Origin of the sequence: Streptomyces sp. NBC_01257 (genome assembly GCF_035917255.1) — a bacterium.
GTDB lineage: Bacteria > Actinomycetota > Actinomycetes > Streptomycetales > Streptomycetaceae > Streptomyces.
In genome coordinates, this window is record NZ_CP108472.1 from 3,337,860 (window position 1) to 3,364,489 (window position 26,630).

Here is a 26,630-nt window from a genome sequence, read left to right on the forward strand (position 1 = left end):
CATGCGTACCGCGTACCCCACGGATGGTCAAGGTGTAGACCACTTCCCCGCGTTGGCGGCCCCGGAACGTGGCCGACGTTCCGGGGCATCTGGCCGAATTCATCCCGTCGGACCCGGCCCCGGCCGGCGGTACGGGCGTCGCCCGGCACCTCCGGAACGCACACCGGAAGCACACCCCACAACGCACCCGGCAGCACATCGGGAAAGTGCACCCGAAAAGTGCACCCGAATCCCTCGAATCGACAAAAAGGGACCCACTCGACCCGATCCTTGCCCGATATCGGGCAGAATTGTTGCGTCGGAGCTCCCGTCGCCGCAATATCGACGAGTGCTCGAACGCCGCTCGTCGTACGACGACCTCATTGACCACCTGGTGCGCAGCACCGCGCTCCAGCGCGGTGAGGCCGCGCGGGTGATCCTCGACGTGCTCGCCTACTTCGACGAGACGACCGACGTCTTCGTCCGCCGCCGCCATCGCGAACTGCAGTCCGGCGGCCTGGTCAACACGGAGATCTTCGAACGGATCTCGGCCGAGCTGCCGCACCGGGCGGTCGCGCCGCCGGAGCTCTCGCTCCGCCAGCTGCGCCGCATCGTCTACGGCTGAGCCGGCCCGCGGCCGGGCACCCACTCGCTTGCTAGTACCTGTACGTCGATGGAGGGCTGAGACTCTATGTGCGGAATCGTCGGTTATATCGGAAAGCGTGACGTGGCCCCGCTGCTGCTGGAGGGCCTGCAGCGGCTGGAGTACCGGGGTTACGACTCCGCGGGCATCGTCATCACCGGCAAGCCGGCGGCCGGCAAGCCCGCCGCGCTGAAGATGGTCAAGGCCAAGGGCCGGGTCCGCGAGCTGGAGTCCCGGGTCCCCAAGCGGTTCGCCGGCACCACCGGCATCGCGCACACCCGCTGGGCCACCCACGGCGCCCCGAGCGACGAGAACGCCCACCCGCACCTGGACGCCGACAACAAGGTCGCCGTCGTCCACAACGGGATCATCGACAACGCCTCCGAGCTCCGCGCCCGGCTCGTCGCCGACGGCGTCGTCTTCCTCTCCGAGACCGACACCGAGGTGCTGGTCCACCTGATCGCCCGTTCCGGGGCGGACACCCTGGAGGAGAAGGTCCGCGAGGCGCTGAAGTCCGTCGAGGGCACGTACGGCATCGCCGTCATGCACGCCGACTTCAACGACCGCATCGTCGTCGCCCGCAACGGCTCCCCGGTCGTCCTCGGCATCGGCGAGAAGGAGATGTTCGTCGCCTCCGACGTCGCCGCCCTGGTCGCGCACACCCGCCAGATCGTCACCCTGGACGACGGCGAGATGGCCACCCTCAAGGCCGACGACTTCCGTACGTACACCACCGAGGGCTCGACCACGACGGCCACGCCCACCACGGTGGAGTGGGAGGCCGAGTCGTACGACATGGGCGGCCACGACACGTACATGCACAAGGAGATCTCCGAGCAGGCCGAAGCCGTGGACCGCGTGCTGCGCGGCCGCATCGACGACCGCTTCTCCACCGTGCACCTGGGCGGACTGAACCTGGACGCCCGCGAGGCCCGCGGGGTCCGCCGGATCAAGATCCTGGGCTGCGGCACCTCGTACCACGCGGGCATGATCGGCGCCGGTCTCATCGAGGAGCTGGCCCGGATCCCCGCGGACGCCGAGCCCGCGTCCGAGTTCCGCTACCGCAACCCGGTCGTGGACCCCGACACCCTGTACGTCGCCGTCTCCCAGTCCGGTGAGACGTACGACGTGCTGGCCGCCGTCCAGGAGCTCAAGCGCAAGGGCGCCCGGGTCCTCGGTGTCGTCAACGTCGTCGGCTCGGCGATCGCCCGCGAGGCCGACGGAGGCATGTACGTCCACGCGGGCCCCGAGGTCTGCGTCGTCTCCACCAAGTGCTTCACCAACACCGTGGTCGCTTTCGCGCTGCTCGCCCTGCACCTGGGCCGCATCCGCGACCTGTCGGTCTCCGACGGCAAGCGGATCATCGAGGGCCTGCGCAAGCTGCCCGAGCAGATCGGTCAGATCCTCGAGTCGGAGGACGAGATCAAGAAGCTGGCCGAGGAGTACGCGGGCGCTCAGTCGATGATGTTCATCGGCCGCGTCAGGGGCTACCCCGTCGCCCTCGAGGCCTCCCTGAAGCTCAAGGAGATCTCGTACATCCACGCCGAGGCCTACCCCGCCTCGGAGCTGAAGCACGGTCCGCTGGCGCTCATCGAGCCGGCGCTCCCCACGGTCGCGATCGTCCCGGACGACGACCTGCTGGAGAAGAACCGCGCCGCGCTGGAGGAGATCAAGGCCCGCAGCGGCCGCATCCTCGCCGTGGCGCACCGCGAGCAGGAGAAGGCCGACCACACGATCGTCGTCCCGAAGAACGAGAACGAGCTGGACCCGATCCTGATGGGCATCCCGCTCCAGCTCCTCGCCTACCACACGGCGCTGGCCATGGGCCGTGACATCGACAAGCCGCGCAACCTGGCGAAGTCCGTCACCGTCGAGTAGGCACTACCCCCGCGGAAGGCGAAGAGCGGCCCTGTACCCACTGGAGGTGGGTGCGGGGCCGCTCTCCCGTCACGGGCCGGTGCCGCCCGGAACCGGCCCGGGTCACTGCCTCAGCCGGTGGCCGTCACACCTCGGCCGGCAGTCCGCTTCGGTACCGCCGTCGGCCAGTGGGCCAGCGCCGCCGTCGCCCCGTACCAGGCGGCGAGGCCGGCCACCACGGCGAACCAGCCGCCCGCCTTCGCCAGGAAGCCGCTGTCCGCGAACTGCCCGATGCCCAGCAGCAGCAGCCCCACGAACAGCAGCCCGTACGTCCCCTGCCCGAGCAGACCGCGCCCGGCGGCCCCGAGCGTCAGCGTGAGCGCGAACAGGGCCCAGAGCAGCAGGAACAGCCCTGCCGCATGGTCGGAGACCCGGGCGTCGGCGCCGGTGCCCCAGGTGAACCAGAAGGCGCCGAGTCCGGCGAAGGCGGTACCGGCGAAGGCATCGCCCGCCCGGAACGCCAGGAGTCCGGCGACGAACAGGGCGATACCGCCGACGTACAGGGCGAGCGAGACGGCGTCCGCCGCCGTCACCCCGTCCACGGCTCCGGTGTGACCGATCCCGAATGCCAACAGCGTGACTCCCAGGGCGAGATGGCCGAGGGTGGAGGTGCTGGTGTTTCCCGCAGAGACGTCGTTGTCCACGGCGGGCTCCCTTCACATGCAATCGTGCTGTGTCCAGTGACGTTTACGTACCCTTCACAAGCGCACAATCCACCTCTACGGGTCGGTAGCTTCGCTCTTCTCCCTGTTTCCGTAGTCGAGTTGACGCCATGCCCGCCCACCTGGGCGTGAAGCAGCCGCCCCCGGCCGGAGCGGACCGGAAGAGGACCGGATGAGGACCGGAAGCGGACCGCGGACGGACCGGAAGGGCACCGAAAACAAACCGACCGCCCCCGGTTGGGGCCGGGAACGGACGGAAAAGGCGCCACGGAGCACAGCGGAAGGAAGCCGGAAGGGAGCGCGGAGGGAGCCGAAAGGGAGCCACGGGAAGGGCGGGAGGAAGCCACGACGGAACCGGGGGAACCGCGGGTACTACGGAACCCGCGGAGCCACGGAAGCCGTACGGACCGCCCCTACGGGATGACGACGACGGGGCGCTGGGCCCGCCGGGCCAGCCGGCCCGCCACCGAGCCGAAGATCCGGCCGACGATCCCGTGCGTGGAGCCCACGACGATGGCGTCGGCGGAGTACTCGCGGCCGACCTCCTCCAGCTCGTGGCAGATGTCGCCGCCGCGCTCGACGAGGACCCACGGCACCTCGGCGAGGTAGTCCGCGCAGGCGAGCTCCAGGCCGAGGACCTCGGTGCGGTGATCGGGCACGTCCACGAAGACGGGCGGCTCGCAGCCGGCCCAGACGGTGGTCGGCAGCCGGTTGGCGACATGCACGATGATCAGGCCGGAGCCCGTTCTCCGGGCCATGCCGATGGCGTACGCGAGGGCCCGCTCACTGGAGGTCGAGCCGTCGAAGCCGACGACGACTCCGTGCCGGAAGGCGGGATCGCAGGAATGACATGCGTCTTCGGCCGTCTGCGGGTCCGACAGAGGGTCGGCTACCTGCTTGCGGTCCGCGGGTTCGGGGATTTCGTGACCGGCCATCGGTGTCTCGGCGAAGAGAGTCCTCGTGAGGAGAGCGACGTGGGAAGTTACGTCAGCGGGCGGTGTTGCGGTGTCCGGGAATCATCTTCCCAACCCCTTACCCCCAAGGGTACGGCGCCACTCCTCCACTGCCCAGATCCGCGCAAAGCGCGTGCGACGTTTCAGGGAGCATGCCCGAGACCGCCCCGTATGGCAATGCCGGATGCGCGGTACACCGAGGCGGGGCGGCCCGCGCGGGACCCGTACGCGCGCATTCGGTGACCGGCCGGGGCCCGGTCCGTTAGCCACGTGCCCGCGTCACCGCGCACCCGCCGCGCGGTCCGCCGGCCGTTCCGTACCGACCAGAGCGTCATCGAGCCGCCCCAGGGAGCACCCCGTGCCCGCACCCGTCCCGCCCGCCCATCCGGAACCCGCCGCGCAGCCGGTGACCGATGTGGTCCGCTGGGCGGTATTCGGCTGCCTGCTGGTACCGCTCGTCCTGATCGCCCACGGCGACTCCCCGACCGGGGCCGTGCTCGTCGCGCTCGGCCTGGCCGCCGTCACCGTGGCCTGCCGGATGCTGCTCCGCCGGTCCGCCCGCGCGGCCGCCCGGACCGCCCAGGGGGCGCACAGGGGCGACCGCACCTCCCGGGTAGTGCGCCGGTAGAACGACTGATTTCCGTACACGCGACCGTACGTTTTCAGCCAACTTCAGGTCCCAGTCGATTCCTTGTCGAATTGGCCGATCAACCCCCTTGCCACCAGGCAGGAAGAGACCGCGCGGTACGCTTCCACCCCATGGGGACGGGCCATGAACGCCAGGCGCACTTCCCTGCGCGACTCACGAGTGAAACGCTTCGTGATCGAATGCTTCCCGCCAGGACGCCTTGTCGACATAAAACCGGCTGGTGAACTTGTCACGGCGGCACCACGGGAAGCAGTAGATTCGATCTTGGGTGTCGAAGAGCGGGGACTCGTGCACGACCGAGGGGACATGTGCAGGTGCGACAGGCCCGTAAGGACCAGGAAGACGCGAACACCGAGGGGGGCTTAGCGTCATGAGCCAGGACTCCGCCACCGCAACGGAGGCTGTACGGAAGCTGAGCGGACGCCGACGCCGAGAGGTCGTCGCCGTACTGCTGTTCAGCGGTGGCCCCATCTTCGAGAGCTCCATCCCGCTCTCCGTGTTCGGGATCGACCGGCAGGACGCGGGAGTTCCGCGCTACCGGTTGCTCGTGTGCAGCGGCGAAGAGGGACCACTGCGCACCACGGGGGGACTCGAACTGACCGCGCCCTACGGGCTGGAGGCGATCAGCAGGGCAGGCACCGTCGTGGTGCCCGCCTGGCGCTCGATCACGTCGCCGCCGCCCATGGAGGCGCTCGACGCGCTGCGCCGCGCCCACGAGGAGGGCGCCCGCATCGTGGGGCTGTGCACGGGGGCCTTCGTACTGGCCGCCGCCGGGCTGCTGGACGGCCGCCCGGCCACCACGCACTGGATGTACGCACCGACGCTGGCCAAGCGCTACCCGTCGGTCCACGTCGATCCGCGCGAGCTCTTCGTCGACGACGGCGATGTGCTCACCTCCGCCGGTACGGCGGCGGGCATCGACCTCTGTCTGCACATAGTCCGCTCGGACCACGGCACGGAGGCCGCGGGGGCACTGGCCCGCCGGCTCGTCGTGCCGCCGAGGCGCAGTGGCGGCCAGGAGCGCTACCTCGACAGATCTTTACCGGAGGAGATCGGCTCCGACCCGCTCGCCGAGGTCGTGGCCTGGGCGCTGGAGCATCTGCACGAGCAGTTCGACGTGGAGACGCTGGCCGCGCGCGCCTACATGAGCAGGCGGACCTTCGACCGGAGGTTCCGTTCGCTCACCGGCAGCGCACCGCTCCAGTGGCTGATCACCCAGCGGGTGCTGCAGGCGCAGCGGCTGCTGGAGACGTCCGACTACTCGGTCGACGAGGTCGCGGGCCGTTGCGGCTTCCGCTCGCCGGTCGCGCTGCGCGGACACTTCCGGCGTCAGCTGGGCTCCTCCCCCGCCGCGTACCGGGCCGCCTACCGGGCCCGCCGTCCGCAGTCGGGCGGTCCAGAGCAGGTCGTCACGGTGGCCGAGCCCGTGGTGCCCGCCCAGAGCACCTCGGCGAGCCGTCGGGCCGCCGCGGCGGCCGCCGGCGCGGGTCAGTCCGGGGCGGCGGTGGCGGCCCCGGAGCAGGGCCGCGCGGAGCACGGGAAACCGGGCCCCGACGCGTACGCCGCGGGCCGCCCGGCCCTGCCGGGACAGCGGAGCGCCCCGTAGGGTGGGGCGCATGAACGACCGCATGGTGTGGATCGACTGCGAGATGACCGGGCTCTCGTTGACGGAAGACGCACTCATCGAGGTGGCCGCACTGGTCACCGACTCGGAGTTGAACGTGCTCGGCGAAGGGGTGGACATCGTGATCCGCCCGCCGGACGCGGCGCTGGAGACCATGCCCGAGGTGGTGCGGCAGATGCACACCACCTCGGGCCTGCTCGACGAGCTGGCCGGGGGTACCACCCTGGCCGACGCCGAGGAGAAGGTGCTGGCCTACATCCGCGAGCACGTGAAGGAGCCCGGCAAGGCCCCGCTCTGCGGGAACACGGTCGGCACCGACCGCGGTTTCCTGGCGCGGGACATGCCGTCGCTGGAGGGCTACCTCCACTACCGGATCGTCGACGTCTCCTCGGTCAAGGAGCTGGCCCGCCGCTGGTACCCGCGGGCGTACTTCAACAGCCCGGAGAAGAACGGCAACCACCGGGCGCTCGCCGACATCCGCGACTCCATCACGGAGATGCGGTACTACCGGGAGGCGGTCTTCGTCCCGCAGCCGGGCCCGGACTCCGAGCGCGCCAAGTCGATCGCCGCGCGCCTGTCGCGGCCCTCGGCCTAGCTCCTCGCGAAAGCCGCTGGTCACGGCCCTTTCGGGGGCCGGGACCGGCGGCAGAACAATGAGGGCGCGAGCACCCTCCCGGACCCTGTACACTTTTTCTCGGCCGGTCGGAAACGCCCGGACATGGTGGGTATAGCTCAGACGGTAGAGCACCTGGTTGTGGTCCAGGATGTCGCGGGTTCGAGTCCCGTTACTCACCCTTGATGAAGAAGGGCCGATCCGCGAAAGCGGGTCGGCCCTTCTTCATGCCCCGAGCCCTCGCACGTTCCCCGCGGGGCGTCCGGCCCCGGCGGCCGGACGGGGCCGGCGCCGGGGTCCGCCCGGACTCAGGAGGAGTCCCGCACCACCAGTTCCGTCGGCAGCACGATCTGCGGGCGCTCCTTGTTCTCGCCGGCGATCTCCGCCAGGAGCACCCGGGTCATCGTGCGGCCCATCTCCTCGATCGGCTGGCGCACGCTCGTCAGTGCCGGGTCCATGTGCCGGGCCACGGCCGAGTCGTCGAAGCCGATCAGGGCCACGTCGTCCGGGATGCGGCGGCCGGCCTCGCGCAGTACCTGGCGGGCGCCGGCGGCCATGAGGTCGGAGGCGGCGAAGACCGCGTCCACGTCGGGGCGGCGGTCGAGCAGCTCGCGCATGGCACGGACGCCGCCGTCCTCGGAGAAGTCCGCGGGGGCGATCAGCCGCTCGTCCGGTTCGTGGCCTGCGTCGGCGAGGGCCTTGCGGTAGCCGTCCAGGCGCCGCTGGGCGGCGTAGACGTCCAGCCGGCCGGTGATGGTGGCGATGGAGCGGCGGCCCCGGGAGACGAGGTGCTCTACGGCTCCGCGGGCGCCCTCGAAGTTGTCCGAGTCGACCGAGGGCAGCGGCTCGGTGGCGGACCGGCGGCCGTTCATGACGGCGGGCATGCCGAGCTGTTCCAGCAGATCGGGCAGCGGGTCGTCGGCGTGCACGGAGACCAGCAGCACACCGTCCACGCGGTGCGCGGTCAGGTACTGCGCCAGCCTGCGCCGTTCACGGTCGCTGCCGACGAGGGTGAGCAGCAACTGCATCTCGGTGTCGGCCAGTGCGGCGCCCACCCCTCGGACGATGTCGGAGAAGTAGGGCTCCGTGAAGAAGCGGCTCTCCGACTCGGGTACGACGAGCGCGATGGCGTCCGTGCGGTTCCCCGCCAGCGCCCGGGCCGCGCGGTTGGGCACGTAGCCCAGTTCGGCGACGGCCGCCTCCACCGCCTCCCTGGTGTGTGCGCTGACCCGTGGTGAGCCGTTGATGACCCGCGAGGCCGTGCCGCGCCCCACCCCCGCCCGCGCCGCGACCTCTTCGAGCGTGGGCCGGCCCCCGCTCCGTACTCGCGCTGCCGTCATGGCTGCCTCCCGTTCGCGGTCAATTTCTCACAGTCGGATAACCAAACCAAGTCCTGGTGTGGGATCCCTTGACACTCGACGGGACCGGCCGACCGTCCCCGGCCGAAACCATGGGAGCGCTCCCACTCTACGCGCGTGGTGACGCGGGCCCCGCAGGCCGGGGGCCCGGGCGGCACATACCGCCGCGAACACGACTGAGACCCGGCACGGGGCCGGGTCTCAGGGGTGGTGCGCGGTCAGGCGGGAGCGTGGCGCGGGGTCAGGACAGGCCGGCCGACGGCAGGGCGTGGCGGCGGATCACGTCGGCGTACCAGTGGGCGCTCGCCTTGGGGATGCGGCGCTGCGAGGCGTAGTCGACGTACACCGTGCCGAAGCGCTTCGAATAGCCGTACGCCCACTCGAAGTTGTCCATCAGCGACCACAGGAAGTAGCCGCGGACGTCCGCGCCGTCGGCCACCGCGCGCTGCACGGCGTCGAGGTGGCCGTGCAGATAGGCGATCCGCTCGGGGTCCTCCACCCGCCCCTCGGGCGAGACGTAGTCGTCGAAGGCGGCGCCGTTCTCGGTGACCATCAGCGGAACGCCGGGGTGCTCGCGGGTGACGTCCAGCAGCAGGTTGTAGAGCCCGTCGGGGTCGATCGCCCAGTTCATCGCGGTGCGCTCCTTCCCCTCGGCGAGGTGGAAGGCGACGTGCTCGGAGCCGGGCCACGGGGAGTAGTCGCTGGCGCCGTGGCCGTCGTTGCGGGTGCTGCCCGCACCCTCCGCGGGGGTGGAGACGAGCGTCGGCGTGTAGTAGTTGACGCCCAGCACGTCGACGGGGCGCGAGATGGCGGCCAGGTCGCCGTCCTGGACCAGCGTCGGCCAGTCCACCAGGTGCGCGGTGTCGGCGAGCAGGTCCTCGGGGTAGGCGCCCTTGAGCATCGGACCGGTGAAGATCCGGTTGCCGACCGCGTCGATCCGGCGGGCGGCGTCCGCGTCGGCCGCGCTCGCGGTCAGCGGGCGGACCTGGTGGAGGTTGAGGGTGACCGAGGTCTGCGCGGCAGCGGGGAGTTGACCGCGCAGAACCTCGATCGCCCGGCCGTGGGCGAGGTTGAGGTGATGGGCCGCGCGCAGCGCGGATGCGGGCTCGGTGCGGCCGGGGGCGTGCACGCCGGAGCCGTAGCCGAGGAAGGCCGAGCACCACGGCTCGTTGAAGGTGGTCCAGGTCGCGACCCGGTCGCCCAGCGCGCCGGCCATGATCGCGGCGTAGTCGGCGAACCGCTCGGCGGTCACCCGCTGCGGCCAGCCGCCGGCGTCCTCCAGCTCCTGGGGCAGGTCCCAGTGGTAGAGGGTGGCGACGGGGGCGATGCCGGCTTCGAGCAGCTCGTCGACGAGCTTGCGGTAGAAGTCCAGGCCGCGTTCGACGGCGGGGCCGCGGCCGGTGGGCTGCACCCGGGACCAGGAGATGGAGAAGCGGTACGCCTTCAGCCCCAGCTGCTTCATCAGCGCCACGTCGTCGCGGAAGCGGTGGTAGTGGTCGGCGGCGATGTCTCCGGTGTCGCCGTTGTGGACCTTGCCGGGGGTGTGGCTGAAGGTGTCCCAGATGGAGGGGGTGCGGCCGTCCTCGGCAGCGGCGCCTTCGACCTGGTAGGCGGCGGTGGCCGCCCCCCAGACGAAGCCCGTCGGAAATCTCGTTGCCTCGGGCGCCTGCTTCGGGGCGATGTCAGGTCGTACAGCAGTCATGCGGGAGCGCTCCCAGGAGTGGACGGACAGGGGCGGGCGAAGAGGATGGGGCTCCGGAGCCCGTACGGCCCGCGGTCAGGTACGGGCCGTACGGGGCGTTCCGGGAAGCAATGACTGACGAGACGTCAGCCCTTGACGGCGCCGGACATGATCCCGCCGACGATCCTCTTGCCGAAGATCACGAACACCACGAGCAACGGCAGCGTGCTGATCAGCGCGCCTGCCATCACGATGCTCTGGTCGGGGGTGTAGGAGGCGCTCAGCTGGCCGAGGGCCACCTGGAGCGTGGGGTTCTGCTGATTCAGTGCGAGGTAGGGCCAGAAGAAGTCGTTCCACGCCTGCACGAAGGTGAGCATGCCGAGCACCATCATCGCGGGACGGGCCACCGGGAGCACGATGCTCAGCACGACGCGGAAGTTGTTCGCGCCGTCGATCTTGGCGGCCTCGATGAGCTCGTACGGAAGCGCCTCGCTGAGGTACTGCCGCATGAAGAACACACCGAACGCGCTCACCAGGGTCGGGAAGATCACCGACTCCAGGTTCCCGCCCCAGCCGAGGTCGGCCATCATCATGAACAGCGGGACGACGCTGAGCTGCGGCGGGATGGTCAGGGTCGCGATGACCCCGGTCATCAGCGCACCGCGGCCGCGGAACCGCATCTTGGCGAAGGCGTAGCCGGCCAGGGTGCAGAAGAAGAGCGTGGCCGCCGTGATGCAGGAGGAGACGATGACGCTGTTGACGATCGCCTTGCCCAGATGGGCCTGGTTCCAGGCGGCGTCGAGGTTGTGCATCAGGTGCCCGCCCGGCAGGAACGGCGGGGTGGAGGCCAGGACCTCGTCCTGGGTGTGGGACGCGGCCACCAGGGTCCAGTACAGCGGCAGCAGCGAGCCGATGCCGACGACGGCCAGCGCGATGTAGGCGAACGGTCCGCCCTGCAGCTGCTTGCCCGCGCCGGGCTTGAAGCGGCTCGCGCGCCTGGGCGCGCGGTGTGCGGAGGAGCGTGCGGGCAGGCCGAGCTCCGGAGCTTTGGTGGGGCTGGTGATGGTCATGGATATCGCTCCTGGTCAGACCGCGGATTTGCGTACGAAGCGGCCGATGAGCCAGTTGGCCGCGGCGATGATCAGCAGGAGGGCGAGCATCGCCCAGGCCACTGCGGCGGCCGGACCGAGGTGCCCCAGGTTCCAGCCGTAGTTGTAGAGGTAGACGCTGAGCGTCTCGTACTGATTCTCGTTTCCGCCGGTCGCGCCGAGCGTGCCGCCCTCCAGCAGGAGCGGTTCACCGAACAGCTGCATGGAGCCGATGGTCGAGATGACGATCGTGAACAGGATCGTGGGGCGCAGCGAGGGGATGGTCACCTTGCGGAACTGCTGCCAGCGCGAGGCGCCGTCGAGCGAGGCGGCCTCGTACAGATCGGTCGGCACGGCCTGCATCGCGGCCAGGTAGATCAGGGTGTTGTAGCCGGTCCAGCGCCAGATCACGATGACGGAGATGGCTATCTTGGACGTCCAGTGCCCGTTGACCCAGTTGGTGTCGCCGAGGCCGACGAACTGCAGGGCCCAGTTCAGCAGACCGCCGTCGGCCCGGAAGACCAGGGCGAAGACGAGCGCGGCGGAGGCCACCGAGGTGGCGTACGGGGTGAGGATGACCGTCCGCCAGAAGGTGCTGGCGCGGAGCTTGTAGTTCAGCAGATGGGCCAGGCCCAGGGCGACGAGCAGCTGCGGGACCGTCGACATGACACCGATCAGGAAGGTGTTGCTGACGGCCGTCCAGAACTCCGAGTCGTGCAGGATCCGGTCGAAGTTGCCCCAGCCGACCCACTCCATCTGGTCCAGGCCGGTCATCTCCACCCGGTGCAGGGCGATCCAGCCGGTGTAGATCAGCGGATAGAGCCCGAAGGCGCCGAAGACGAGGAAGAACGGGGCGATGTAGGCGTACGGCGACGCCTTGTCGTCGAAGCGCCAGAGCCGGCTCCGCCAGGTCTGCCGACGGGCGTTCACCGGTTTCTTCTGCTGGGAGCCGCGGGGCGGCGGGGCGTATGCATCCCGGGTGGGAGTCGAGGTGGCCACGGGCGGGAGTCCTTCCCTGGATTGCTGGTTACCCGGGTACGGGGCTGGGCTGGTGGGGCCGGGGCGTCGGCCGGAACCGCTTGCGGCGGACTTCCGCGGGGCGGCCGGGGAAGTCCGCCGCATGCGGTTCCGGCCGACGCCCCGTGGAGGTCCGGCACGGGAACGGGCCGTGCGGCCGGCGCCCCGTGCCCCGACGGGGCGGGGAAACGCAGGTGCGGGCGGCCCGGGGGCCGCCCGCTGCTGCAACCGTCAGCCGATCGCCTTGTCGATCGCGTTGGTCGCTGCCTTCCACGCGTCGTCGGGGCTGGTGCCGCGCTGCTCCATGTTGTTGATCTGGGTGGAGATGGTGTCCTTGATGATGCCGTCCTTCGGGCCGAGCACCGTCTCGGGGATGGACTTGGCCTCGTCGGCGTAGATCTGGCCGATCGGGGCGTCGTTGAAGTACGGGAGCTTGGCGTTCTTCACGTCGGGCAGCTCGTAGGCGCCCTTGTTGGACGGGAAGCTGCCGATCGCCTTGAAGACGGCGGCCTGCTGCTCGGGGGCGGTCAGCCACTTGACGAGCTTGGAGGCCTCGTCGACGTTCTTGCCGGACTTGGGAACACCGAGGAAGGAGCCACCCCAGTTGGCGGCGGTCGCGCCGGGAGCGGTGGTGATGTCCCACTTGCCCTTGTTGCCGTCACCGGCGTTGACCGAGATCTGGCCGGCCATCCAGGCGGGGCAGGCCACGGTGGCGACGGTGCCCTTGCGCAGGGCCGCCTTCCACGGGTCGTTGAACTGGGCGAGGCCCTGGGTCAGCTTCTTGTCGGCGGCCTCGGCCGCCAGGTCCCAGCCCTGCTTGACGCTGGGGCTGTCCTTGTAGATCGCCTTGCCGCTCTCGTCGTAGTACTGCTTCGCGTTCGAGCTGACGACGGCGTTGTACATGGCGCTGGCGGAGTCCATGAAGAACGTGCCCGCGGGGGCCTTCTTCTTGTACTCCTCACCGAGCTTGAGGTAGTCCTCCCAGCCGCCGGAGATCTTGGCCGCGACCTCCTTGCGGTCGGTCGGCAGGCCGGCCTTCTTGAAGAGCTCGGTGTTGTAGCAGAGGGACATCGGACCGATGTCGGTACCCGCGCCGATCACCTTGCCGTCGGACGTGGTGGCCTGCTTCTCCTTCCAGGACACCCACTCGTTGACGTCGATGACCTTGCCCAGGTCGGCGAACTGGTCCGCCTTCGTGTCGACGAGCTCCTTGATGCGCCCGACCTCGAGGCCCTGGACGTCCGCCAGGCCGCTGCCCGAGTTCAGCTGCTGGAGCAGCTTCGGGTAGTAGACCTTCTCGTCGGCGGTGGTGTCCTCCTTGACCGTGATGTTCGGGTGCAGCTCGTGGTACTTCGCGAAGAGGCCGGCCTCCTTGTAGCCGAACTGCCCGAAGTCGGCGACGGTGAGCGTGATCTTCCCGTTCGCATCGGCACCCGTGCTGTCCGATTCGTCCGAGTCGCTGCTGCAGCCGGTCAGCAACAGGGCCGTGGCTGTCAGGCCCGTGGTGGCCAGAACCGCGACTCTGCGGCTCCGACCGGCGACGGTGCGGGTGATACGCATTCCACTACTCCTTGTTCCAGGGTGGGACTGGCTCACTGCGTGGCATACGCGCTGGTGAGTGCGGGTGCCGGTTGGTTAAGGGGGGAGGACACGGGCAGTGCCGTTCGCACGAGAAATCCTCACGCGATGTGGGAGCGCTCCCATGCGTCGATGTCGGAAGGTTGCTGCCTGGGAGGGGTGGGTGTCAAGAGTTGAAGACGCTTCCGTTGCGCGAGCGTGTCCTGCAAGTCACGAGACCGTGTCCGGCCGAAGGCTTGCCAAAGCACCCGACCCAGGGAATCGGAACGGTCCATTCCTGAATTCCCGCAGGTGAGAGCCCTGTTGGGAGTGGATCTTGCGGCCGGTGTCCGGAACCGGCCCCGATCGCGCCGGATTTCCGGAAGCCCCGGGAAACCGCCCCCGTTACGCATGATCCCCCCGGCGGGCCCCGCCGGAAGGTGAACGGGGTGTCGCACCCAGGGGGCACCCGGGGGCGCTTCCGCGTTCTTTCCCCGAAGCCGAGGGCCGGGCGGTGGCCGGAACGGCAGGGCGACCGCTGACCGGATCGCCACCCCGCCGGCACGCCGACACCCCGGACGGCGTACGGCGGAGCGGGCATGCCGCACGCCCCACCCACTGTTAATTTCTCCCTTATGTACCTATTGATCGTTTCTGATGCCCGGAGTCGGTGAGGCCGGATGGGAGTAGTCCGCGACCATCCCGAACTCGCACTCTTCCTCTGCCTGTCCCTCGGGTACCTCGTGGGAAAGATCCGCGTCGGCCCCATCACCCTCGGCGGCATCTGCGGCACGCTGATCGTCTCGCTGCTGATCGGCACCCGGCACGTCAGCGTCGACGAGGACGTCAAGACGGTCTTCTTCGCGCTGTTCATCTTCTCTCTCGGCTATCTGGCCGGGCCGCAGTTCTTCGCCAACCTCAACCGCAAGAGCCTGCGCTTCTTCGCCCTCTGCCTGATCGAACTGGTCTGCGTGCTCGGCATCGCCTTCGGCCTGGCCAAGGCGTTCGACCTCGACGTCGGCACCGCTTCGGGCATCCTGGCGGGCGCCGCGACCGAGTCCGCCGTCGTCGGTACGGCGACCGAGGCCATCGGCAAGCTCGACGATCTGACCGCCGCCCAGATCACCGAGTACCAGGGGCACGTCGCCACCGCGTACACCGTCTGCTACCTCTTCGGCCTGGTCACGATCGTGCTGTACACCAGCCAGATCATGCCGATGCTGCTGCGCATCAATCTGGCGGACGCCTCGCGCGAGCTCTGGGAGAAGATGCGCGGCGGCGTCCGCGGCCTGGACTCCGACGAACGCGAGGCGCTGCCGGGGACGGTGGGCCGGACCTTCCTGGTGACCCTGGCGGACGGCCGCCGGATCGGTGAGCTGGAGGCCGCGCTGGGCGGCTCCGTCACCGTGGAGGGCGTCAAGCGCGGCAGTGTGCTGCTGGATCCCTCCCCCGACCTGGAGCTGACGCTGAGCGACCTGGTCCAGCTGGTCGGGCGGCGGGCCGGGATCATCGAGGCCGGCCGGGAGATCGGCCCGGAGACCCCCGCGGTGCCCGGCCTCGACGCCCCGCTGGCCACCCGTCAGGTCGCGGTGACCGAGAAGGCCACGGCCGGCTCCACCATCGCGCAGCTGGAGCAGGACCATCCCGAGTTCCGCCGGGACGGCGTGTTCATCACCGATGTGCTGCGCAACGACCAGCATCTGCCCGCATCGGCCGAGACCACGGTGCAGCGCGGTGACGTGCTCACCCTGGTCGGTGCCAGGTCGGGGCTGAACAGACTCGTGGCGAAGATCGGCGCGGTCGTGAAGAACGACGCGACGGACTTCATCTACCTGGGCCTCGGCATCGTGGCGGGCTCGCTGATCGGCCAGATCGTCGTCCGGTTCGGCGACATCCCGCTGTCGCTCGGCACCGGCGGCGGCTGTCTGGTCTCGGGGCTGCTCTTCGGCTGGTTCCGCTCCCGCAGGCAGACCTTCGGGGCGTTCCCCCCGCAGGCCGCGAACACGCTGAAGGACCTGGGACTGGCGATCTTCATCGCCTGCACCGGACTGACCGCCGGACCGCAGGCCTGGCCGCTGCTGAAGGAGTACGGCGCGCTGTTGCCGTTCGCCGGGATCGCCATGGTGCTGATCCCCGCGACCATCTCCCTGTTCGTCGGCGTCAAGCTCCTGCACATCGAGAAGCCGCTGCTCATCGGTGCCATCGCGGGCCAGCAGTGCTCGACCCCGGCGATCACCTCCATCACCCAGGTGGCCCAGAGCTCCGTGCCGTTGCTCGGCTACACGATCACGTACGCCCTGTCGAACTTCCTGCTGCCCCTGACCGGTCCCATCCTCGTCGGCGTCCTGGGAGCCTGAATGATCGATTTCCTGAACCGCAACATCTTCACGCCCCACCCCGAACTGCTGGTCTTCCTGGTCGTCGCGCTGGGCTTCCTGCTCGGGAAGGTCCGCTACAAGGCCATCGCGCTGGGGGCGGTGACCGGCTGTCTGGTCGCCGGGCTGGTGCTGGGCGCCCAGTTCAAGGTCCAGATCGACGGCACGGTGAAGAACCTGTTCTTCATCATGTTCCTGTTCGCGCTCGGCTACCGCGTCGGTCCGCAGTTCTTCCGCGGGCTGAAGAAGGACGGGCTGCCCCAGGTCGTCAACGCGGTCGTCGTCTGTGTGACCGGGCTGCTGGTCTCCTGGCTCTTCGCCGTGCTGCTCGGGTACGGGCCCGGGCTCGGGGCCGGTCTGATGAGCGGGGCGCTCACCCAGTCCGCGGCCATCGGTGTCGCCCAGGACGCCATCGGCACCCTGCCCGGTCTCTCCGCCGCCCAGGTGAAGTCCGAACAGAACCTGGTCGCGGTCGGCTACGCCGTCACCTATCCGCTCGGCACCATCCTGTGCGCGATGCTCCTGGCCAACGTGCTGCCCCGGCTCTACCGCAGGGACCTGGCGAAGGAGAGCGCGGAGCTGGCCGCCGAACTGGACGCCCCCGACGAGAACCCGGACGAGGGCGAGGGCTACTACGAGACCGTGCTGCGCGCCTACACCGTCCGGCGCCACGACCTCGTCGGCCGCAGCATCGACGACTTCGAGAGCCAGCAACAGGCACTCGGCCGCCGCGTCTACATCACCCAGGTCCGGCGCGAGGGAACGGTCCTTCCGCAGGCGCAGTCCCTGGTGCTGCGGGAGGGCGACACCATCGCGGTGAGCGCGCTGCGGCACGACCTGGTGGACTTCGACGCCCGTACGCATGTGGGCCCGGAGGCCGACGACGTGGCGCTGCTCGGCTACCGGACCGAGACGCTGCACGTGGTGGCGTCCGAGAAGGCCCAGCTGGGACGGACGGTCGAGGAGCTGCGCCGGGAGCCGTTCATGGCCGGTGTCTACGTCGAGAAGATCTACCGGGCCGGCGCCGAGTTCCCCTTCCGTCTCTCCACCCCCGTGGAGCGCGGCGACACCCTGGTGCTGAGCGGGCCCGAGCGGCTCGTCGGCCCGGCGGGCAAGGAGCTCGGCAAGCCGGTGCCGACGAGCTTCGCGACCGACATGGTCTGGGTGGGCCTCGGCATCTTCCTCGGCGGCTGCATCGGCATTCCGGCGCTGACCGCGGGCGGGGTGCCGATCTCGCTGTCCACCTCGGGCGGCGGGCTCATCATGGGTCTGGTCTTCGGCTGGATCCGCGGCAAGTACCCCACGTACGGGAACGTGCCGCCGGGCGCCCAGTGGTTCATGGACACCCTGGGCCTGTGCATGTTCGTCGCGGTGGTCGGCATCAACGCCGGTCCCAGCTTCACCAGCGGGCTGTCGTCGGCGGGCTGGGGGCTGCTGCTCCTGGGGGCGGTCGCCACCGTCGTCCCGCTGCTCGTCGGGTTCCTGGTGGGGCACTACATCCAGAAGATCAGGTTCCCGATCCTGATGGGGGTGCTGGCCGGCGGCCAGACCACCACGGCGGCGATCGGCGCCGTCAACGAAACGTCCAAGTCCCAGATCCCCACGCTCGGTTACACGATCCCGTACGCCGTCGGCAATGTGCTGCTGACCGTGTGGGGCGCCGTCATCGTCATCCTCAACCACTGAACCGCGGGAGCGCAGACATGCCCAAGGCCACTCTCAGCCGTGCCGAGATCCGCTCGTTCGCCCAGCTCAGTCCGTTCGAGCTGAAGGACAAGTTCATCAGCATCGCCCAGTCGGCGCAGAGCGACAAGCCCGGCCAGAAGGGGAAGACGACCCGGATCATGCTGAACGCGGGCCGCGGCAACCCGAACTGGGTCGCCACCGGTCCCCGCGAGGCGTACCACGCGCTCGGCTACTTCGCGATCGAGGAGTCCCGGCGCGTCTGGACGGCGGACAACCTGGGCGGGATGCCGGAGGAGGCCGGCTGCGCGGAGCGCTTCGCCCGCTTCGTGCGGACGCATCCGGAGCTGCCCGGGATCGAGCTGCTGCAGGCGAGCGTCGATCTGGCGGTCAAGCGGTTCGGCTTCGTGCCCGACGCGTTCGTGCACGAGCTGGCAGACTCCTCGATCGGGGACAACTACCCGGTGCCGGGGCGGATCCTGCCGCACGTCGAGCAGATCGTGCGCGGCTACGTGGCCGACGAGATGTTCGACCACCGGCCGCCGCAGGGGCAGAACCTCAGCCTGTTCGCGACCGAGGGCGGCACCGCCGCGATGTGCTACATCTTCGACTCGCTGCTGAAGAACGGGATCCTGAGGAAGGGCGACCGGATCGCCCTGTTGGTGCCGGTGTTCACCCCGTACCTGGAGATCCCCGAGCTCGACACGTACGGCTTCGACGTGGTGCACGTGGAGGCGAACCTGTTCACCGAGACCGGGGTGCGGCAGTGGCGCTACCCGCCGGAGGAGATCGCCAAGCTGGCCGACCCCTCCGTCCGGATGGTCTGCTGCGTCAACCCGAGCAATCCGCCGTCCCTGGCGCTCGCCCCGAAGGTCGCCGAGCAGATCGTGGACATCGTCGCGGAGCAGAACCCGAACCTGATCGTGGTGACGGACGACGTGTACGGGACGTTCGTCGAGGGTTTCCGCTCGCTGGCCGCCGATCTGCCGCGCAACGCGCTGCTCGTGTACTCCTACTCCAAGCACTACGGCGCCACGGGCTGGCGGCTCGGGGTGATCGGGCTGCACGACGACAACGTCATCGACGACATGCTGGCCGCGCAGAGCGCCGAGGAGAAGGCACGGCTCAGCACGCGCTACGGGACGCTCTCCCTGGAACCGGAGCGGATGCGGTTCATCGACCGGCTGGTCGCGGACTCCCGGCAGGTGGCGCTCAACCACACGGCGGGCCTGTCCCTGCCGCAGCAGATGATGATGACGCTCTTCTCCCTCTTCGACATGCTGGACGAGGGCCAGACGTACAAGGCCCGGATCCGTGCCATCGTGCAGCAGCGCCTCGAACTGCTGCTGGAGGGCGCGCACATGAAGATCTCCGAGGACCCGAAGCGGGCCGCGTACTACATCGAGCTCGATCTGCTGGCGGAGGCGGAACGCACCCTGGGCAAGGAGTTCGCCGACTATCTGGAGCAGAACTACGAGCCCGTCGACCCGCTGTTCCGGCTGGCCGAGCAGACCTCCGTGGTGCTGCTGAACGGCGGCGGTTTCGACGGTCCGCAGTGGTCGGTCCGGGTCTCGCTCGCCAACCTCGACGATCTGGACTACCTGAAGATCGGCCACCAGCTGCGGGCCATCTTCGACGAGTACGCGCAGGAGTGGCGGGCCGCGGGCGCGGGCGGCGCCTGAGGTCCGGGTCAGGCGGCGCGCAGGCGGGACAGGGTGTTCTCCAGTTCCGCCTGCGCGGCCCGGCCCGCCGACTCCGCGTCCCCCGCGACGACCGCCCTGACCAGAGCGTGGTGCTCCGCATCGCCGTGGTCCGGGTCGTCGCGGCGCAGCCCGAGCAGCTCCACCAGGTCGATCAGCCCCTGCCGCAGCACGGGGGCGAACTCGCCGAAGAGATCGGTGAGTACGGGGTTGTGGGCGGCCGCCACCACGGTCCGGTGCAGGGCGATGTCGGCGTCCACGAAGGCGTCGTCGGGTCCGGTGCCGGCGGCCCGGCGGGCCGTGAGCGCCGCGTCCAGGGCGATCAGGTCCTCGTCGGTGCGGCGCCGGGCGGCCAGCCGGGCGGCCTGGACCTCGATCAGCATGCGCACCTCGTAGACGTCGGTGACCGCGGCCCGTCGCAGCCGGACCGGCCAGTCCTCCGTCGCGTGGTCGGCGATGACGAAGACGCCGGAGCCCTGGCGGGACTGGAGCAGGCCGAGGGTGGCGAGCGTCCGCACGGCCTCGCGCACGGTGGAGCGGCCGACGCCCAGGGTCTTGGCGAGCGTGGTCTCCCCCGGGATCTTCGTGCCGACCGGCCAGTGCCCCTCGGTGATCTGCTCGCGCAGGTGGCGCGTGGCCTGTTCGACCAGGGGGCTGGGGCTGAGCGGGCCGAGCGAGGACACGGAATTCACCTGTCAGGTTGTCTGAGGACTTGGTTTCTGGCTAGTGTACCGATCATGACGTACCGCGGTCTCCTTCTTCTCGGCTGCCGCGGCGGGGCCTGAAGCGATCGGCACCCCGCCGCGGGGTGCCGTGCTGTGCCGGTCGCATCCGGCGATGCGAGAAGAGACCCCCGCCATGCCCCACCGTCCGTCACCGATGCACAGCTTCCCCACGATCTGCACGCCCCGCGGGCCCGTTCCCGAGGCCGCGCCCCGCTGGAATCCGCAGCGCTCCAGCTCCATGCCGTCGCACCGCTACCGGTCGGCGTTCGACCGCGTCGACATCCCGCTGACCGGCCGCGGCTGGCCGCAGGCCCGGATCGGCCACGCCCCGCTCTGGGTCCCCGTCGACCTGCGGGACGGCAACCAGGCCCTCGCCGAGCCGATGGACACCCCGCGCAAGCGCCGGATGTTCGATCTGCTGGTCGCGATGGGGTTCAAGGAGATCGAGATCGGCTACCCGTCCGCGAGCCGTACCGACTTCGGCTTCGTACGGCATCTGGCGGAGAGCGGGGCGGTACCCGACGACGTGACCGTGGTCGTGTTCACCCCCGCCAGACCGGAGCTGATCGAGCGGACCTTCGAGTCCGTCGCCGGGATGGACCGGGTGGTCGTCCACCTCTACATCCCGACCGCCCCCGTCTGGCGGGACGTCGTCCTGGGACGCGGCCGGGCCGAGGTGCACGGCGTGGTGCTGGACGCCGCACGGCAGATGGACCGGCTGGCACGGAAGCGGCCCGGGGCTGACATCCGGTTCGAGTTCTCGCCCGAGGTCTTCGTCCTCACCGAGCCCGACTACGTACTGGAGATCTGCAACAGCCTGACCGAACTGTGGGACGCCTCGCCGGACCGCCCGGTGATCCACAACCTGCCGGCCACGGTGGAGATCGCGACACCGAACGTCTACGCGGACCAGATCGAGTACATGCACCGCCATCTGGACCGCCGCGACTCCGTGATCCTCTCCGTCCACCCGCACAACGACCGCGGTACGGGTGTGGCCTGCGCGGAGCTGGCCGTGCTGGCGGGGGCGCAGCGGGTGGAGGGCTGCCTGTTCGGCAACGGGGAGCGCACCGGCAACGTCGACCTGGTCAACCTGGCCCTCAATCTGCACGCCCAGGGCGTCGACCCGATGGTCGACTTCTCGGACATCGACGAGATCCGCCGCACGGTCGAGCACTGCAACCGGCTGCCGGTGCCGCCGCGCCATCCGTACGGCGGCGACCTGGTGTACACGGCGTTCTCCGGCACCCACCAGGACGCGATCAGCAAGGGCTTCGCGCACCACGCGCAGAGCGGGTCCGACCTGTGGTCGGTGCCGTACCTGCCGATCGACCCGGCGGACGTGGGCCGCAGTTACGAGGCCGTCATCCGGGTCAACAGCCAGTCCGGCAAGGGCGGCATCGCCCATCTGCTGCGGAGCAGCCACGGGGTGGATCTGCCGGCGCGGATGCGGGCGGACTTCTCCGGCGCGGTGCAGGACGCGACGGACGACAGCGGTCTGGAGGCGACGCCGAAGGATCTCTGGAATCTGTTCGATGCGACGTATCTGGTGCCCGGACGGGAGGGCCGGGTCGCCCTGACCTCCTGGTCGGCGGACCGCGATCCGGCCGGTGACCACCGCTTCGTCTGCACGCTGCGGGTGGACGGGCGCACGGGCGACTACGAGGGCACGGGCAGCGGTGCGGTGTCGGCATTCGCCTGTGCGCTGGAGGCCGCCGGGGTGGAAGCCGTCGTCCTCGACCTCTCCGAGCACGGGTGCCCCGGGGGGACGGCGACCGCGTACGCGGAGTGCCGGGTCGGCGAGCGGGTGTGCTGGGGCGCGGGCCAGGACGCGTCGGGTGTGGCCGCCTCGGTGGCGGCGGTGCTGTCGGCGGTGAACCGGGCCCGGACGTGACGCGCCACGGGTGACGCATGGGGCGCGCATCCCGGCCGGGTGGGGGGAGTGTGGGGGCCGGCCGGGATGCACGGGCGGGGGAAGGTGGCTACTTGTAGGCGCCGAACGCCTTGGTGAAGGCGAGCGGCTCCTGGGCGATCGAACTGCAGGAGGCGTCCGCGGACGGCTTGGCCCCGCCCGCGCACTCCTTGTCCCGGGTGCCCGACCACATCGCGAGCCAGCCGAGGCCCTTCTCCTTGGCGAAGGCCACCAGCTGCGTGGCGTCCTCGACCTTGAAGATCTCGGTGCTGACGTCGTTGACCCCGATCATCGGGGTGACGGCGACGGCCTGCCACGCGTCCGCGTCGGAGAGCCCCAGCACACCCTTGATCTGGGCCTGGGTGGCGGTCGCCGCCTGGATCGCGTACGTGCCCATGTCGCCGCTGTACGAGGCGCCGTAGTCCATCGCCATGACGTTGACCGCCCCGACGTCCACGCCGTTCTTCTTCGCGTCGGCGATCAGGTCCACGCCGGGCTGGGTCAGGCCCTCGGGCATCACCGGCAGGGTGAACGACACGTCGAGGCCGGGGTGGGACTTCTGCAGCTTGGCGATGGCCTGGGAGCGACGGGAGTTGGCCGCCGTGTCGGGCAGTGCGCCGCCCTCGATGTCGAAGTCGACCTTGGTCAGCTTGTACGTGTCGACGACCTTGCCGTAGGCCGCGGCCAGCTCGTCGGCCGAGGCGCAGTTCAGGGCGAGTTCGGACCCGGAGGCGCCGCCGAAGGAGACCCGGACGTCGCCGCCCGCCGCGCGCAGGGCGCCGATCTGGGAGGCGACGTGGTCGTCACCGAGGCCGGTGACGCCGCCCCAGAGCGGGGCGCAGCTGCCGCCGGAGGTGATGAAGGCGAGGTTGAACTGCTTCACGCCGGTCTTGGTGGCGGTGTCGACCAGGTCGAAGGCCGGGTAGAGCGAGGTGTCGACGTACGGGGCGAAGCCGGCCCCGCTCGCGGTGCCGCCGCCGCTGTCGGTCTCGGTGGGCTTCGGCGTGGGGGTCGGCGTCGCGGTCTCGCCGGGCTGCTGGGTGGGGGTGGCCGTGGCGGTCGGGGTGGGGGTCGCCGTCTCGGTGGGGCGGCCGCTCGGCTCCGGTGTCGCGCCGGTGTCGACGGAGCAGGTGGCGTCGTCGATGAGGCAGCCGGTGGGGTCGGCGGCCGAGCCGTCGGAGCTGGTGACGAAGCCGATGGTGACGGACTTGCCGGGAGCGAGTTCCTTGTCCCAGCTCGCGGGCGTGACCGTGACGTGGCTGCCGCTGACGGTGTGCTCGCCGTTCCAGAGGGAGCTGAGCTTCGTGCCTGCGGGCAGGTCGAATTCGAGCGTCCAGCCGGACTTGGCGGTGCCGGTGTCGTTGGTGACGACGTACTGCCCGGTGTATCCGCCGGTCCAGCCGCTGGTCCTGGTGTAGGCGGCTGCGACGGCGGCCGCCTGGGCCGTGCCGGTGAGGGCGAAGACCGTTCCGCCGATCACTGCCGCGGCGACGACCGCGCCGATCGCCTTGGTCCTGGTGCTCGCCGTGCGCCGGTGCGTGCTGGTGCCCATCGCGTTCCTGCCTCGTCATACGGAAGTGGGGGATGCGGGAGCACGCTAGCGGCACCGAATCCGGCAAAGGGTGCCAATCGGACCGGAGTTGATGTTCTTAGGGTTGTCTTAAGGAGGGCATCGGCGCTGTTTAAAGGTGCGGGCCGGAACGGAACCGGATCGAGGTGTTCCGGCGGGTGGCTCCGTGCCGCTGCCGCCCCACCCGGTGACCGCGCCCGCCCCGCCGCGGCTGCCGGTCCCCGTCCAGGCCGATCCAGATCCGCACCTCCGTACCGCCGAGCACCGAGCGCCCGATCCGCACGTCGCCGCCGGTGGACTCGGCCACCCGGCGGACGATGTCGAGGCCGAGGCCCGTCGAGCCCACCGCGCCCTTCGCGCCGCCGCGTCCGCTGCCGCCGCGGGCCAGCGCGGCCTTGGGGTCCGCGATGCCGCCGCCCGCGTCCGAGACGAGCACGATCACCGCGTCGCCGCTGTGGTGCACGTCGACGGCGAAGGCGGTGCCCTCGGCGGTGTGCCGGAACACGTTGCCGAGCAACGCGTCCAGGGCGGCCGCCATTTCGGGGCGGGCGACCGGAATGCGTACCGTACGGTCGACTCCCGCCAGGCGCACCTCGCGGCCCTCGTCCTCGGCCAGCGCCGACCAGAAGTCCATCCGTTCGCGGATCACCTCGGAGACGTCGCAGCCGGCCCCCGGCCCGCCGCCCTGCCCCTGGGTCTGCGGGCGCTGTTCCCGGGCGGTCCTGATGATCGTGTCGACCTCCCGCTCCAGCTGCTGGACGGCCGCCCGGGTCTGTTCGGCCGCGGGGCCCTCCCCGAGCGAGGCGGCGTTGAGCCGGAGCACGGTGAGCGGGGTGCGCAGCCGGTGCGAGAGGTCGGCGGCCAGTTCGCGCTCGTTGGCGAGGAGTTGGACGACCTGGTCGGCCATCGAGTTGAACGCGGTCGCGGCGGAACGGAGTTCGGTCGGGCCCTCCTCCGGGACGCGGGTCCCGAGCCGCCCCTCCCCCAGGTCGTGCGCGGCGCCTGCGAGGCGCCGGGCGGGCTCGACCATGCGGACGCCGAGCCGGTCGGCCACCGCGACCGAACCGACGATCAGCGCGATGCCGACGCCCGCGAGCATCAGCCAGGCCGTGGCGACGCCGTTGGAGACCTCCTCCTCCGGCACGAACACCTCGACGACGGCGGTGCCTCCGCCGCCCAGCGCGGTCGGCTGGAGCAGCGCGGAGCCGCCCCTCACCTCGGTGATGGAGGCGCGCCCCGACTCCTGCACGGTCTCCAGGTCCTTGCGGGTGGCGCGGCGGGTGCCGATCTCCACCGCGACGCTGTCGGCCTCGTCGGACGCGGGGACATGGACGGCCATCCGGTCGTCGGCCCCCGGTTCGGTGGTCAGGACGGCCTTCTGGAGTTCGGCCCGGTCGGCGGTGATGGAGAGGGTGGGGCCGATCATCGCGGCCTGCCGTTCGGCGTCGGAGAAGGCGCGGTCGCGGGCCATCTCCTTGATGACGAGGCCGAGGGGGACGGCGAAGGCGATGACGACCATCGCGGTGACGGCCAGGCAGACCTTGACCAGGGCCCATCTCATGCGGGCTGCTCCGGGGGCGCGGCGGGCGGCTGGAGTTTCACGCCGACGCCGCGCAGCGTGTGCAGATAGCGCGGCCGGGCGGCCGTCTCGCCCAGCTTCCGGCGCAGCCAGGAGAGATGGACGTCGATGGTCTGGTCGTCCCCGTAGGACTGCTGCCAGACCTCGGCGAGGAGTTCCTTGCGCGGGACGACGACGCCCGGCCGGCCGGCCAGGAAGGTCAGCAGGTCGAACTCGCGCCGGGTGAGGTCGAGTGCGGTGCCGTCGAGTTCGGCCCGGCGGCGCAGCGGATCGATGGAGAGTCCGCCGACCTGGATGACGCGCGGCGGCGGTGCCTCGCCGCCGGCGGCCCGCGAGCGGCGCAGCACGGCGGCCATCCGCGCCGAGAGGTGTTCCACGGAGAACGGCTTGGTGAGGTAGTCGTCGGCGCCGTCGTTGAGCAGCCGGACGATCTCGCTCTCGTCGTCGCGCGCGGTCGCGATGATGACGGGCACGTCGGTGATGCCGCGCAGCATCTTCAGCGCCTCGGCCCCGTCGAGATCGGGCAGCCCGAGGTCGAGGATGACCACGTCGAACCGGAAGTGGGCGACCTCGCGCAGCGCTTCGAGCGCGGTGCCGACACTCCGTACCGTGTGGGAGGCCTCGGTCAGGTGCCGGATGAGGGCGGAACGTACGAACTGGTCGTCCTCGACCACGAGCACACTTGGCATGGGCGGCACCGTACGCCATCGGGCCGCTCGCGGTCCGCCCGGTGGCGGCAAGGGGGCATCACCGGGACACCGCCGGGACCCGTGGTGCAGTATGTGCCCCGATGCAACGAGGACTCGTACACGCGCTGGCGTGGTCGCTCGCCACCGGCGCAGCGGTCACGCTGTCGTGGTGGGGTGTGCACACCGTGATGGCGGGCACGGCGTACGATCCGCCGCGCGCGGTGCCGCTCGCGGCGGGCACCCGGGCGGGCCGGGACTCCTCCGAGAACCTGTCGTCCTCCACGCACCGCCCGGAACCGTCCCCGTCGGCGACGCCCCGCGCCACGCCCCGTTCCACCCCGAAACCGTCCGCGAGCAGGTCCCCCGCCCCGTCGCACACCCCGGCGGGCACCCCGCGGCCGACGGCCACGCACACCGCGTCGGGCACCGCGAAGGGGTACGGCACGGACGGCGGCCGGGTCGTCTTCGAGATGGGCCCCGCCTCGGCGAAGCTGGTGTCGGCGACACCGGACCAGGGCTGGTCGGTGCAGGTGTGGACGAACACGACCTGGATCCGGGTGGATTTCGCCAAGGTCGACGGCACGACGGTGTCGGTCTTCTGCACCTGGAACGACCATCCGCCCATGGTCGACATCGTGAAGTCGTAAGGGGACGAG

At 70.5% G+C, this 26,630-nt stretch carries 21 protein-coding genes and 1 tRNA gene; 11 read left to right on the forward strand and 11 right to left on the reverse strand.

Annotation, left to right across the window (positions count from 1 at the left end; translation table 11 throughout):
• Nucleotides 1–328 precede the first annotated feature (328 nt).
• Both OG408_RS14125 and glmS read left to right on the forward strand, forming a co-directional pair.
• Nucleotides 329–604, forward strand: a complete 276-nt coding sequence (locus OG408_RS14125; RefSeq protein ID WP_266779029.1) for a hypothetical protein — start codon at nt 329–331, stop codon at nt 602–604.
• A 66-nt stretch (nt 605–670) separates the two neighbouring features.
• Nucleotides 671–2,500 (forward strand): glutamine--fructose-6-phosphate transaminase (isomerizing), encoded by a 1,830-nt coding sequence (gene glmS, locus OG408_RS14130; RefSeq protein WP_326670148.1) that lies wholly within the window; start codon nt 671–673, stop codon nt 2,498–2,500.
• 110 nt (nt 2,501–2,610) lie between these two features.
• Here the strand turns inward: glmS and OG408_RS14135 are convergent, their stop codons facing one another.
• Both OG408_RS14135 and OG408_RS14140 read right to left on the reverse strand, forming a co-directional pair.
• Nucleotides 2,611–3,183, reverse strand: coding sequence for an acetate uptake transporter (locus OG408_RS14135; RefSeq protein WP_266779033.1), 573 nt, complete (start codon nt 3,181–3,183; stop codon nt 2,611–2,613).
• 431 nt (nt 3,184–3,614) lie between these two features.
• Nucleotides 3,615–4,136 carry a universal stress protein gene (locus OG408_RS14140; RefSeq protein WP_266779035.1) on the reverse strand — a complete coding sequence of 174 codons (522 nt, stop codon included), beginning with the start codon at nt 4,134–4,136 and terminating at the stop codon, nt 3,615–3,617.
• A 376-nt stretch (nt 4,137–4,512) separates the two neighbouring features.
• On the opposite strand from OG408_RS14140, the gene OG408_RS14145 reads away from it, so the two are divergent.
• The 4 genes from OG408_RS14145 to OG408_RS14160 all read left to right on the forward strand — a co-directional run bounded on the left by OG408_RS14145 (nt 4,513) and on the right by OG408_RS14160 (nt 7,221).
• Nucleotides 4,513–4,782 (forward strand): hypothetical protein, encoded by a 270-nt coding sequence (locus tag OG408_RS14145; protein WP_323177993.1) that lies wholly within the window; start codon nt 4,513–4,515, stop codon nt 4,780–4,782.
• Nucleotides 4,783–5,173: 391 nt separating this feature from the next.
• On the forward strand, nt 5,174–6,409 hold the full coding sequence (locus tag OG408_RS14150) for a helix-turn-helix domain-containing protein (RefSeq protein ID WP_266779037.1): 1,236 nt from the start codon (nt 5,174–5,176) through the stop codon (nt 6,407–6,409).
• Between the two features lie 10 nt (nt 6,410–6,419).
• Nucleotides 6,420–7,022 carry an oligoribonuclease gene (gene orn / locus OG408_RS14155; protein ID WP_266779039.1) on the forward strand — a complete coding sequence of 201 codons (603 nt, stop codon included), beginning with the start codon at nt 6,420–6,422 and terminating at the stop codon, nt 7,020–7,022.
• Nucleotides 7,023–7,148: 126 nt separating this feature from the next.
• Nucleotides 7,149–7,221 (forward strand) — tRNA-His (locus tag OG408_RS14160).
• 127 nt (nt 7,222–7,348) lie between these two features.
• Here OG408_RS14160 and OG408_RS14165 read toward each other — a convergent pair.
• The 5 genes from OG408_RS14165 to OG408_RS14185 all read right to left on the reverse strand — a co-directional run bounded on the left by OG408_RS14165 (nt 7,349) and on the right by OG408_RS14185 (nt 13,744).
• Nucleotides 7,349–8,380: a LacI family DNA-binding transcriptional regulator gene (locus OG408_RS14165; RefSeq protein WP_266779041.1), complete on the reverse strand. Its 1,032-nt coding sequence runs from the start codon at nt 8,378–8,380 to the stop codon at nt 7,349–7,351.
• A 259-nt stretch (nt 8,381–8,639) separates the two neighbouring features.
• Complete coding sequence (locus OG408_RS14170) at nt 8,640–10,100, reverse strand: GH1 family beta-glucosidase (protein WP_326670150.1); 1,461 nt, start codon at nt 10,098–10,100, stop codon at nt 8,640–8,642.
• Between the two features lie 125 nt (nt 10,101–10,225).
• Complete coding sequence (locus tag OG408_RS14175; protein WP_266779046.1) at nt 10,226–11,149, reverse strand: carbohydrate ABC transporter permease; 924 nt, start codon at nt 11,147–11,149, stop codon at nt 10,226–10,228.
• Nucleotides 11,150–11,164: 15 nt separating this feature from the next.
• Complete coding sequence (locus tag OG408_RS14180; RefSeq protein WP_266779048.1) at nt 11,165–12,166, reverse strand: carbohydrate ABC transporter permease; 1,002 nt, start codon at nt 12,164–12,166, stop codon at nt 11,165–11,167.
• A gap of 249 nt (nt 12,167–12,415) precedes the next feature.
• The gene (locus tag OG408_RS14185; protein WP_266779050.1) at nt 12,416–13,744 is read right to left on the reverse strand and encodes an ABC transporter substrate-binding protein; all 1,329 of its coding nucleotides are present in this window, start codon (nt 13,742–13,744) and stop codon (nt 12,416–12,418) included.
• 677 nt (nt 13,745–14,421) lie between these two features.
• Here OG408_RS14185 and aspT (OG408_RS14190) point away from each other — a divergent pair.
• The 3 genes from aspT (OG408_RS14190) to OG408_RS14200 are packed head-to-tail and all read left to right on the forward strand — an operon-like array spanning nt 14,422 to nt 19,481.
• Nucleotides 14,422–16,098 carry an aspartate-alanine antiporter gene (gene aspT / locus OG408_RS14190; protein ID WP_266779052.1) on the forward strand — a complete coding sequence of 559 codons (1,677 nt, stop codon included), beginning with the start codon at nt 14,422–14,424 and terminating at the stop codon, nt 16,096–16,098.
• Nucleotides 16,099–17,802 carry an aspartate-alanine antiporter gene (gene aspT / locus OG408_RS14195; RefSeq protein ID WP_266779054.1) on the forward strand — a complete coding sequence of 568 codons (1,704 nt, stop codon included), beginning with the start codon at nt 16,099–16,101 and terminating at the stop codon, nt 17,800–17,802. It abuts the gene before it with no gap.
• A gap of 17 nt (nt 17,803–17,819) precedes the next feature.
• A complete protein-coding gene (locus tag OG408_RS14200) occupies nt 17,820–19,481 on the forward strand; it encodes a bifunctional aspartate transaminase/aspartate 4-decarboxylase (protein ID WP_266779056.1) in 1,662 nt (553 codons plus the stop codon).
• Between the two features lie 8 nt (nt 19,482–19,489).
• On the opposite strand, the gene OG408_RS14205 is transcribed toward OG408_RS14200, so the two are convergent.
• The gene (locus tag OG408_RS14205; protein WP_442806028.1) at nt 19,490–20,191 is read right to left on the reverse strand and encodes a FadR/GntR family transcriptional regulator; all 702 of its coding nucleotides are present in this window, start codon (nt 20,189–20,191) and stop codon (nt 19,490–19,492) included.
• Between the two features lie 145 nt (nt 20,192–20,336).
• On the opposite strand from OG408_RS14205, the gene OG408_RS14210 reads away from it, so the two are divergent.
• Nucleotides 20,337–22,118, forward strand: coding sequence for a 2-isopropylmalate synthase (locus tag OG408_RS14210; protein ID WP_442806029.1), 1,782 nt, complete (start codon nt 20,337–20,339; stop codon nt 22,116–22,118).
• Between the two features lie 88 nt (nt 22,119–22,206).
• Here the strand turns inward: OG408_RS14210 and OG408_RS14215 are convergent, their stop codons facing one another.
• The 3 genes from OG408_RS14215 to OG408_RS14225 all read right to left on the reverse strand — a co-directional run bounded on the left by OG408_RS14215 (nt 22,207) and on the right by OG408_RS14225 (nt 25,974).
• A complete protein-coding gene (locus OG408_RS14215) occupies nt 22,207–23,688 on the reverse strand; it encodes a glycoside hydrolase family 18 protein (RefSeq protein WP_266779062.1) in 1,482 nt (493 codons plus the stop codon).
• A gap of 130 nt (nt 23,689–23,818) precedes the next feature.
• A complete protein-coding gene (locus OG408_RS14220) occupies nt 23,819–25,267 on the reverse strand; it encodes a sensor histidine kinase (RefSeq protein ID WP_266779064.1) in 1,449 nt (482 codons plus the stop codon).
• Complete coding sequence (locus tag OG408_RS14225; RefSeq protein ID WP_266779066.1) at nt 25,264–25,974, reverse strand: response regulator transcription factor; 711 nt, start codon at nt 25,972–25,974, stop codon at nt 25,264–25,266. The genes OG408_RS14220 and OG408_RS14225 overlap by 4 nt, the downstream gene beginning before the upstream one ends.
• Nucleotides 25,975–26,075: 101 nt before the next feature.
• Between OG408_RS14225 and OG408_RS14230 the strand changes: the two genes are divergently transcribed.
• On the forward strand, nt 26,076–26,621 hold the full coding sequence (locus OG408_RS14230) for a hypothetical protein (RefSeq protein ID WP_266779068.1): 546 nt from the start codon (nt 26,076–26,078) through the stop codon (nt 26,619–26,621).
• Nucleotides 26,622–26,630 lie beyond the last annotated feature (9 nt).

Bases quoted from the DNA above. Each gene is read 5' to 3' on its own strand.
- glmS (WP_326670148.1), top strand. From the start codon at position 671: ATGTGCGGAATCGTCGGTTATATCGGAAAGCGTGACGTGGCCCCGCTG.
- OG408_RS14140 (WP_266779035.1), bottom strand. From the start codon at position 4,136: ATGGCCGGTCACGAAATCCCCGAACCCGCGGACCGCAAGCAGGTAGCC.
- OG408_RS14150 (WP_266779037.1), top strand. From the start codon at position 5,174: ATGAGCCAGGACTCCGCCACCGCAACGGAGGCTGTACGGAAGCTGAGC.
- orn (WP_266779039.1), top strand. From the start codon at position 6,420: ATGAACGACCGCATGGTGTGGATCGACTGCGAGATGACCGGGCTCTCG.
- OG408_RS14165 (WP_266779041.1), bottom strand. From the start codon at position 8,380: ATGACGGCAGCGCGAGTACGGAGCGGGGGCCGGCCCACGCTCGAAGAG.
- OG408_RS14170 (WP_326670150.1), bottom strand. From the start codon at position 10,100: ATGACTGCTGTACGACCTGACATCGCCCCGAAGCAGGCGCCCGAGGCA.
- OG408_RS14175 (WP_266779046.1), bottom strand. From the start codon at position 11,149: ATGACCATCACCAGCCCCACCAAAGCTCCGGAGCTCGGCCTGCCCGCA.
- OG408_RS14185 (WP_266779050.1), bottom strand. From the start codon at position 13,744: ATGCGTATCACCCGCACCGTCGCCGGTCGGAGCCGCAGAGTCGCGGTT.
- aspT (WP_266779052.1), top strand. From the start codon at position 14,422: ATGGGAGTAGTCCGCGACCATCCCGAACTCGCACTCTTCCTCTGCCTG.
- aspT (WP_266779054.1), top strand. From the start codon at position 16,099: ATGATCGATTTCCTGAACCGCAACATCTTCACGCCCCACCCCGAACTG.
- OG408_RS14200 (WP_266779056.1), top strand. From the start codon at position 17,820: ATGCCCAAGGCCACTCTCAGCCGTGCCGAGATCCGCTCGTTCGCCCAG.
- OG408_RS14210 (WP_442806029.1), top strand. From the start codon at position 20,337: ATGCGAGAAGAGACCCCCGCCATGCCCCACCGTCCGTCACCGATGCAC.
- OG408_RS14215 (WP_266779062.1), bottom strand. From the start codon at position 23,688: ATGGGCACCAGCACGCACCGGCGCACGGCGAGCACCAGGACCAAGGCG.
- OG408_RS14220 (WP_266779064.1), bottom strand. From the start codon at position 25,267: ATGAGATGGGCCCTGGTCAAGGTCTGCCTGGCCGTCACCGCGATGGTC.
- OG408_RS14225 (WP_266779066.1), bottom strand. From the start codon at position 25,974: ATGCCAAGTGTGCTCGTGGTCGAGGACGACCAGTTCGTACGTTCCGCC.
- OG408_RS14230 (WP_266779068.1), top strand. From the start codon at position 26,076: ATGCAACGAGGACTCGTACACGCGCTGGCGTGGTCGCTCGCCACCGGC.